Origin of the sequence: Ligilactobacillus apodemi DSM 16634 = JCM 16172 (assembly GCF_001434405.1) — a bacterium.
Taxonomy (GTDB): domain Bacteria; phylum Bacillota; class Bacilli; order Lactobacillales; family Lactobacillaceae; genus Ligilactobacillus; species Ligilactobacillus apodemi.
In genome coordinates this window covers 157,288-164,516 of sequence record NZ_AZFT01000048.1, presented here as the reverse complement: position 1 = coordinate 164,516, position 7,229 = coordinate 157,288, and the positions used below count along the sequence as shown (strand labels likewise).

Sequence of the window (7,229 nt, the reverse complement as noted above, 5' to 3'; positions counted from 1 at the left end):
ACATTTGGATCGAGCACTGACTCTGGTGTCAATTTGCTGTTCAAAGTGGCGTGAACGTTGGCTTTTGGTGTTACCGCATCGGCATCATTACCTACTTTAACTTGCATTGGTAAGTCATCTTTCGAGCCATCTGGATACGTTACTTCCAATGTTCCGGTTTGGCTACCAGCCTTTGTAGTATCCACTGGAACTTTCCATGTTACCTTTGTTCCTTGCGAAAGAACTGCACTGGGATCGAGCACTGATTCTGGTGTCAATTTGCTGTTCAAAGCAGTGTGGACATTGGCTTTAACTTTTGGTGTTACGGCGTCGGCATCTGTCCCTACTTTGACTTGCACTGGTAGTTCATCTTTTGAACTATCTGGGTATATTACTTCTACTTCTCCAGTTTGCATCCCCGCTTTATTAGTATCTACTGGAACCTTCCACGTTACTTTTGTCCCCTTTGGAAGGGTCACATCTGGATTCAAAACTGATTCTGGTGTTAAAGTTTCACCCAATTTCACCTGTAAATTCTTTTTAACAGTTGGATCATAATTTTGTGCTTGGGAAACAACTTTGACCGGCATGTTTGTCTCTGCTGTCGAAGAATCTGCAAATGTCAATGTATCTGGAACTTGCTTTTCCCCAATGTTTGTCGTATCTACTTTATCTTTGAAGACCGCATTTACTACCTGTAAATTCTTTTGTTCTGCTGGTACTAATCCTTCCAACGCTTTATTAGCAGCGACATTTTCATTTAAGCCAACGACTACTGGCTGAAACTTAACATTTTTATCCTTGCTAAAATTCTCTGCTTCTGAAGGTTCAACTTGGACACTTACAGGTAAAAGCTCTGTCGTATGATCCCCATATGTCACCACAACGTCATCTTGTGAAACATGTTCTTCTTTTGGTTGAGGTGTAACTTGAAGTGGCTTTTTCCAAGCATATGTCACTGGACCAAATTGTTCTAATTCCGCTTGATTAGCAACTGCATCACCAGCATTTAATTGCTGTCCCCAAGGAACCGTCAAACCTGTTTTTGCTTTAGCACCAACAACATTAATGTCAACGCTTGCCAACATTTCTTGATCATCTTTGGTTGCAACACTTACAAATCCCGTAGTTTTACCCGCTACGTTAGTTACAGGACTTTCGCCCCAACTTACACTTTTAACAAGTGACCATAATGGTTCTCCCGCCAATGTTTTTTTACCATCTCGTGAGGTCCAACTTAATAAATCTTTTGGTGTTAACGGGACCGTATTGCTGTTCTCATTAACGTGCATTGTCACAGCTTTGACTTTAAAAGACCCATCCTTTAGATCAAAATCAGCAACTTTAACTAAAACTGGAACTACCAACTCATGCTGATAAGTTGGATCATATTTATCAGCAAAAGATACTTTCACTTCAACTTGCTGGTTGCCACTTTTAGTTAAATCTGGTTTGGTTACCCAAGAATATTTAGCATCGGTTGGCAATTGGTCTGCATTGGCAACTAGCAATTTAGGGTCTTCCAAAAAACTTGCATTTAACGGATACTCTTTCCCAGTTACGCCGACCGGAGCCGCTTTAACTGCAACTTCTGTAACTTGTGGGACGGTATTATCAGCAACATCATCACTAGTATCTAAAACTGGAACAACAGCCACTTTCAACTTGGAATTACTACTATTTACCTTTGCATTTAGTTCAACCGTAAATGGTTGTGCTTGTGCCAAACTATTAAATTTAACTGGTGTAACAGAGGTTGTCCCTAAAACTTTTCCGTCTTTATCTGTAACAGTAAGTTTTTGGGGATTTTTTTCAACGTCGCTAAAAACAAGTTGCCCGTGAACTTTTTGCTCTGTTCCATAAACGTTGGAGACATTTGGCATGGACACAAATGGATTAGTCGATTCTGTAGTTTCTTTTACATCAGGCAAGCCATCGCCATCAGAGTCATTAAATGAAACGACCCCTGTTGCTAAAGAATAAGCTTGCATCGTACCATCCTGGGTTGAATAGTATTCACTAAAGAGCAGATTTCCATTTGAATCGCCCTTTTTCAATAAATCAGTGTAGATCTCAGATGGTTTTTTATTTAACCGGTACACTAAGCGCAACGCAGCTGGACGTCCATGATAAAGGAGTCCATTTTGAAAATCAATATAACTTCCCAAATTTGTCGGATTTAATTTTCCAGTCCCATCATCATTAAACGGCAGATCTGCAACTTTTTTCGTTAAAGGTGAATTATATGCTAACGGTCTCCAAACCGATTTTCCTGCCACTTTGTCATACTGCTTTTCAAAGCCGTATGCGCCATCGGTACTTGGCAAGGTCCCCCCGGTCAACATGTCTAATTCTACCGTCCGAGCACCATTTACCTTTTCTAAATAAGGTAATAATGTTGGATCGATCGCATAATTTAATTGTAGGCGCCAATCGTTATCATAAGACCACATATAGGATTTATCGGCTTGATAGAAGACTACTAAGGCACCATTTTTACCAATGGTCGGATCGTAAGTAACAACTGAATGCGCACCGTTAAATTTAGACTCTTCTGGCGTTGAAACCGGAACTTTTGCCAACGGATCTCCAGGACCAACAACGTAGCCTGCGTTATTCGTCGACAATAATGCCGTATGACTAGTATCATCGTAAACATAGGCATTATAAGCCAGTGGTTGTTTCGCTACATCAGGAAGCTGACGCAAGACATTTTGAACAGTATCAACTAAAGTGATCTTCCCATTTTTAGCTACCTGTGAAACCCCGGCGTTCACCAGACCACCACCAAAAATGCCACCACGGCTATAAATCATGTTAGCTTCCCACATATTAGTTGGCTTGTTATCATCACCTACAACACGTGTGAAATTGACAACTTTAGACTCATCACCGGAAACACTAACTGAAACTCCATTGACCTTATTAGCCAAACGATTATCAAGTTGCACCCGTAGCTTATACGCTGATGAACTTGCAGCACAAGCATCAGAGCGGTGGTTGACTACCGTAAATGGGAGCGTGTTCCCCGTCAAGACATCTTTTGTAACCATCCCTGGATCAAAGGCCATGGTATACCATTTAGCGTTATAACTTAACTTTGGCGTATATAAACCGCTCTTATTAGCTACCGCTTTTTGTGCATCGGCTGTCCATTGTGGATCAATTACTGCTTTACTTTGAGTATTATTATCTGATGGGGCAACGGCATCTTGATACTGATTTGCATTAGGAGCGACATTTTTTTCTTGTACTTGTGGATCGGCTGGTTTATTTGGTGAATTTACGTTGCTTGGCTGTGATACTACTGAACTTGTAGCTTGAGCTGCTTGTGACTTTTGTTGTTGTGAATCATTTTCTGGAGCAACCGCTGTCTGAGCTGGTGCTTGCATTTTTGAAGTTGCTGTTGGAGCCGATTTTTCTGATTTATCGGCTGAAGTGACTTGTGGTTTTTGCACTTGTGTCACCGAACTAGTTGTCTCGGCAGGTTTAACCGGAGTTGTTTGTGACGTTTGTGTTTTCTTAGTAGCTACTTGTGCTGCTTTTTTAGTCTCAGCAACTTTGTTTTTATCAGTAGAAACACCTGTAGTTTGTTTGCCAGATAAAACTTGAGAAGACGATTCTTTATCACTAGGTAAATCAGCCTGCGCTTGTGTGCTTTTTTGCTCACTTGTTTGTGCGCTGGCATTATCCGCTTGAACATATTGACTTTGAGTAGAGACATATAATGCGAAGGTTGAACTGATCAAAACTGAAGCAACACCAACTGTAAACTTTTTGATTGCAAAATGTTGCTTAGTAGCCGCTAACTTTTGCAATCGAAGCTTATGATTATTTTTTGAAAGCATTTCTATCCCCTCCATATTTTTTAGCTATTGAATATTTTGTTACCGCAATATTCAATAGTTAGACATACTGTAGACCTACTATAAGTTATATTCAATAGTTTTGATTCGTTTTATGTAATTATGTTCAATAAAAACTTATTTATTCATTAAACATAAAATATAAATAAAAATATGTGTGGACATTTTAGAAAATTAACTTAGCTAGATGATTGAATTTTTAGACAAAAAAAGCTCTCAGCACAAAGCTGAGAGCAGTAATTATTTTAGGCTTTTGTACGAATCGTAAAGCTTCGTTCGCCCGTCTTCTTTTGTGGACGTTCGTTTGTTTCAAAGCGACGTTTACGTTTACCGTTATCACGTTGATTTTTCTTGTTGTGCTCACGTGAGTTGAACTTATTGTTGCGCCGACCGTTATAACGTTTATATTTACCATTGTTATTATTACGATTCTTGCGTCGAGGCAATGGACGTTCTGGTGTGATCTTAACTGGAACTGAACTTGCATCATCTTTAGTCATATTATTCAACAAGGCAGCAACAAGATCAACTTGATCGTATTGTTCCAATAATTCTTTAGCTTGTTCTTCGTATTTATCTGTATCAGTTTTAGCCACAAGCTCTTTGATATCATCAAGCGCTGATGATACTTGACCAACAAAGGCTTCTTGAGCTGTTGGTGGACGAAGAGGATCCATGCGCTTCTTAGTCAAGCGTTCGATCACGCGCAAATAATCCATTTCATTTGGAGTGACAAAAGTTACAGAAACCCCATGACGACCGGCACGTCCAGTTCGACCGATCCGATGAACATAACTTTCTGGATCTTGTGGAATATCATAGTTGTAAACATGTGTTACCCCAGAAATATCCAAACCACGAGCTGCCACATCTGTTGCAACTAAAATATCAAGTTTGCCTTCTTTAAAGCGTTTCAAGATACTCATTCGTCTTTGTTGTGAAAGATCACCATGGATGCCAGCAGCATTATAACCACGTGCTTCTAATCCTTTTGATAATTCATCGACCCGACGTTTTGTCCGCCCAAATACAATTGTCAACTCAGGTGCTTGAACATCTAAGATCCGTGTCATAATGTCAAACTTCTCATAATCACGAGCTTTTACAAAGTATTGATCAACTAGATCTGTCGTTAATTCTTTAGCCTTGATCTTAACAACTTCAGGTTCTGTCATGAATTTTTCGCCAATTCGTAAAATTTCTTTTGGCATCGTAGCTGAAAATAGTAATGTTTGACGTTCTTTAGGAACTTCTGAAATGATTTTTTCAATATCATCTAAAAAGCCCATATCTAACATCTCATCAGCTTCATCTAACACGAGCATTTTTACATGACTCAAATCAACGGTTTTACGGTTGATATGATCTAATAGACGTCCTGGAGTACCGACTAAAATTTGAGGTGGGTTCTTTAAGAGCTTGATTTGGCGCCGAATATCTGCCCCACCATAAACAACTTGCACCTTTGCTCTTTTATCTTTACCTAAGCGATAAAGTTCTTCTTGCGTTTGGATCGCTAATTCACGTGTTGGTGAAATAATAATTGCTTGGATTGCATGTTCCTTAGGGTCAACGTGTTCCAAAATTGGTAACCCAAAGGCCGCCGTTTTTCCCGTACCAGTTTGTGCTTGTCCAATTACATCTTTTCCTTCAAGCACAAGTGGAATAGTTGCTGCTTGAATTGGAGTTGCTTCCTCGAAGCCACTGCGCTTAACGGCTTTTAACAGGTCTTGTGATAGACCAAGTTCATCAAATTTCAAAAAATTTTTCCTCCTAGATTTGGTGGTGCTAGCCACCTGTCTGCACAAAATAACAGACAACAACTCTGCAAAAGCCCGTCAATTGCAAAGTATTTTTGGTAATCATAATTTTGTACGTATCATCATAGCATAGCACTATTATTCAGTCTTAGCAATGTCTGCCAAGACTTCTTCTAAATGGATCCCATGACTAGCTTTTAATAAAACCAAGTCATCTTTTCCTAACATTGCCTTTAAATCAGTAGCAAGTTTCGCCTTTTGATCCGGTGAATATTGATGGATCTGCGTAGGCATAAATTTTTCCGTAAGTTTATCAGCTAAACTTTGCATCAAAGGCCCACAAAGATAGACTGCTGAAATCTTTTCAGGATCGATCGCATCAGCTAAACTAGCATGCATTGCTTGCTCATCTTTACCTAATTCAAGCATATCGCCTAAAACTGCAACTCGTTTACCGGTTGTGCTAACTTCTGAAAAGGCTCGCAAAACTTCTTTAGCAGCAGTCGGATTAGAATTGTAAACATCACTTAAAATTCGGTATCCACCTAAGCCATCACGCCATTCAGTCCGATTTTTAGTGATGTCAAATTTTTCTAGCGCTTGAGCCATTTCGTTGACATCAATATGGAAATACTTCCCTACGCTTAAGGCAGCTAAGGCATTTTTGACATTATATGCCCCAATCATCGGGATCGTAAAGTTAGCATCTGGCCACATGGTAACTCTAAAACTTGATTTAGTTGCATCACTTACCACATTAACACTTTGCAGATCATCGGTTGCTTCATTTCCAAAAGTAAATGTTTCTTGCGAAATGTCTTGTGCGCGCTTGACCAATAACGGTTCATCACCGTTATAAATCAAGATACCATCTTCTTTTAAGCCGTTAACGATTTCCATCTTTGCATCGGCGATCTTGTCACGTGAACCAAAAAATTCGATATGTGCTTCACCAATCATGGTGATCACAGCTACATCAGGTTGCGCTAAATGACTTAATTGATCAATTTGACCAAAGCGATCCATCCCCATCTCAACCACTAAGATCTCAGTATTAGGCTCCATTGAAAGAATCGTCATTGGCACACCGATCTCATTGTTAAAGTTCGCAAAAGTCTTCTTCACATTAAATTGAGTCGCCAAAACCGCTGCAATCATGTCCTTAGTTGTCGTTTTACCGTTACTACCGGTTACCGCTACGACTTTAGGGTTGATTTTTTGCAGATAATAGCGACTTAAGCTTTGTAAAGCATCTAAAGTATCATTAACTTTAAGTGCTGGAACTTCATGTGGCTCATTTTCATGGTCTGCTTGCCATAAAACAGCGCTAGCTCCATTAGCGATCGCTGAGCTGACATAATCGTGACCATCTTGTTGCCCCATCAACGGAACAAATAAAGCTCCTTTTGTTAACTCTCGACTATCAAAACTTATGCTGGTGATCGTGATATTATCCCAGTCTTCAGATCCTTCTATATTTAAGGCACGAGCAATTTCAGATAATTGCATCTTCATGCGAATTTCTTCCTTTCTGCCAACTACGGACATTCCGTAAAATGACATAACTTTTTTATCAGTTCTTTTCCATTGTATCACAAACGATATTCTTTTTCCTTGCTACGAA

3 protein-coding genes are annotated in these 7,229 nt (G+C 39.6%); all 3 read right to left on the bottom strand.

Annotated features, from left to right (window positions below; all coding sequences use genetic code 11):
* A partial coding sequence (locus tag FC32_RS04610; protein WP_162253199.1) for a Rib/alpha-like domain-containing protein occupies nucleotides 1-3,827 on the bottom strand: 3,827 nt, incomplete at its 3' end.
* 263 nt (nucleotides 3,828-4,090) lie between these two features.
* Nucleotides 4,091-5,605: a degradosome RNA helicase CshA gene (gene cshA / locus FC32_RS04605; protein ID WP_056957296.1), complete on the bottom strand. Its 1,515-nt coding sequence runs from the start codon at nucleotides 5,603-5,605 to the stop codon at nucleotides 4,091-4,093.
* Nucleotides 5,606-5,743: 138 nt separating this feature from the next.
* Nucleotides 5,744-7,120, bottom strand: coding sequence for a UDP-N-acetylmuramoyl-tripeptide--D-alanyl-D-alanine ligase (locus FC32_RS04600; RefSeq protein WP_056957295.1), 1,377 nt, complete (start codon nucleotides 7,118-7,120; stop codon nucleotides 5,744-5,746).
* Nucleotides 7,121-7,229 lie beyond the last annotated feature (109 nt).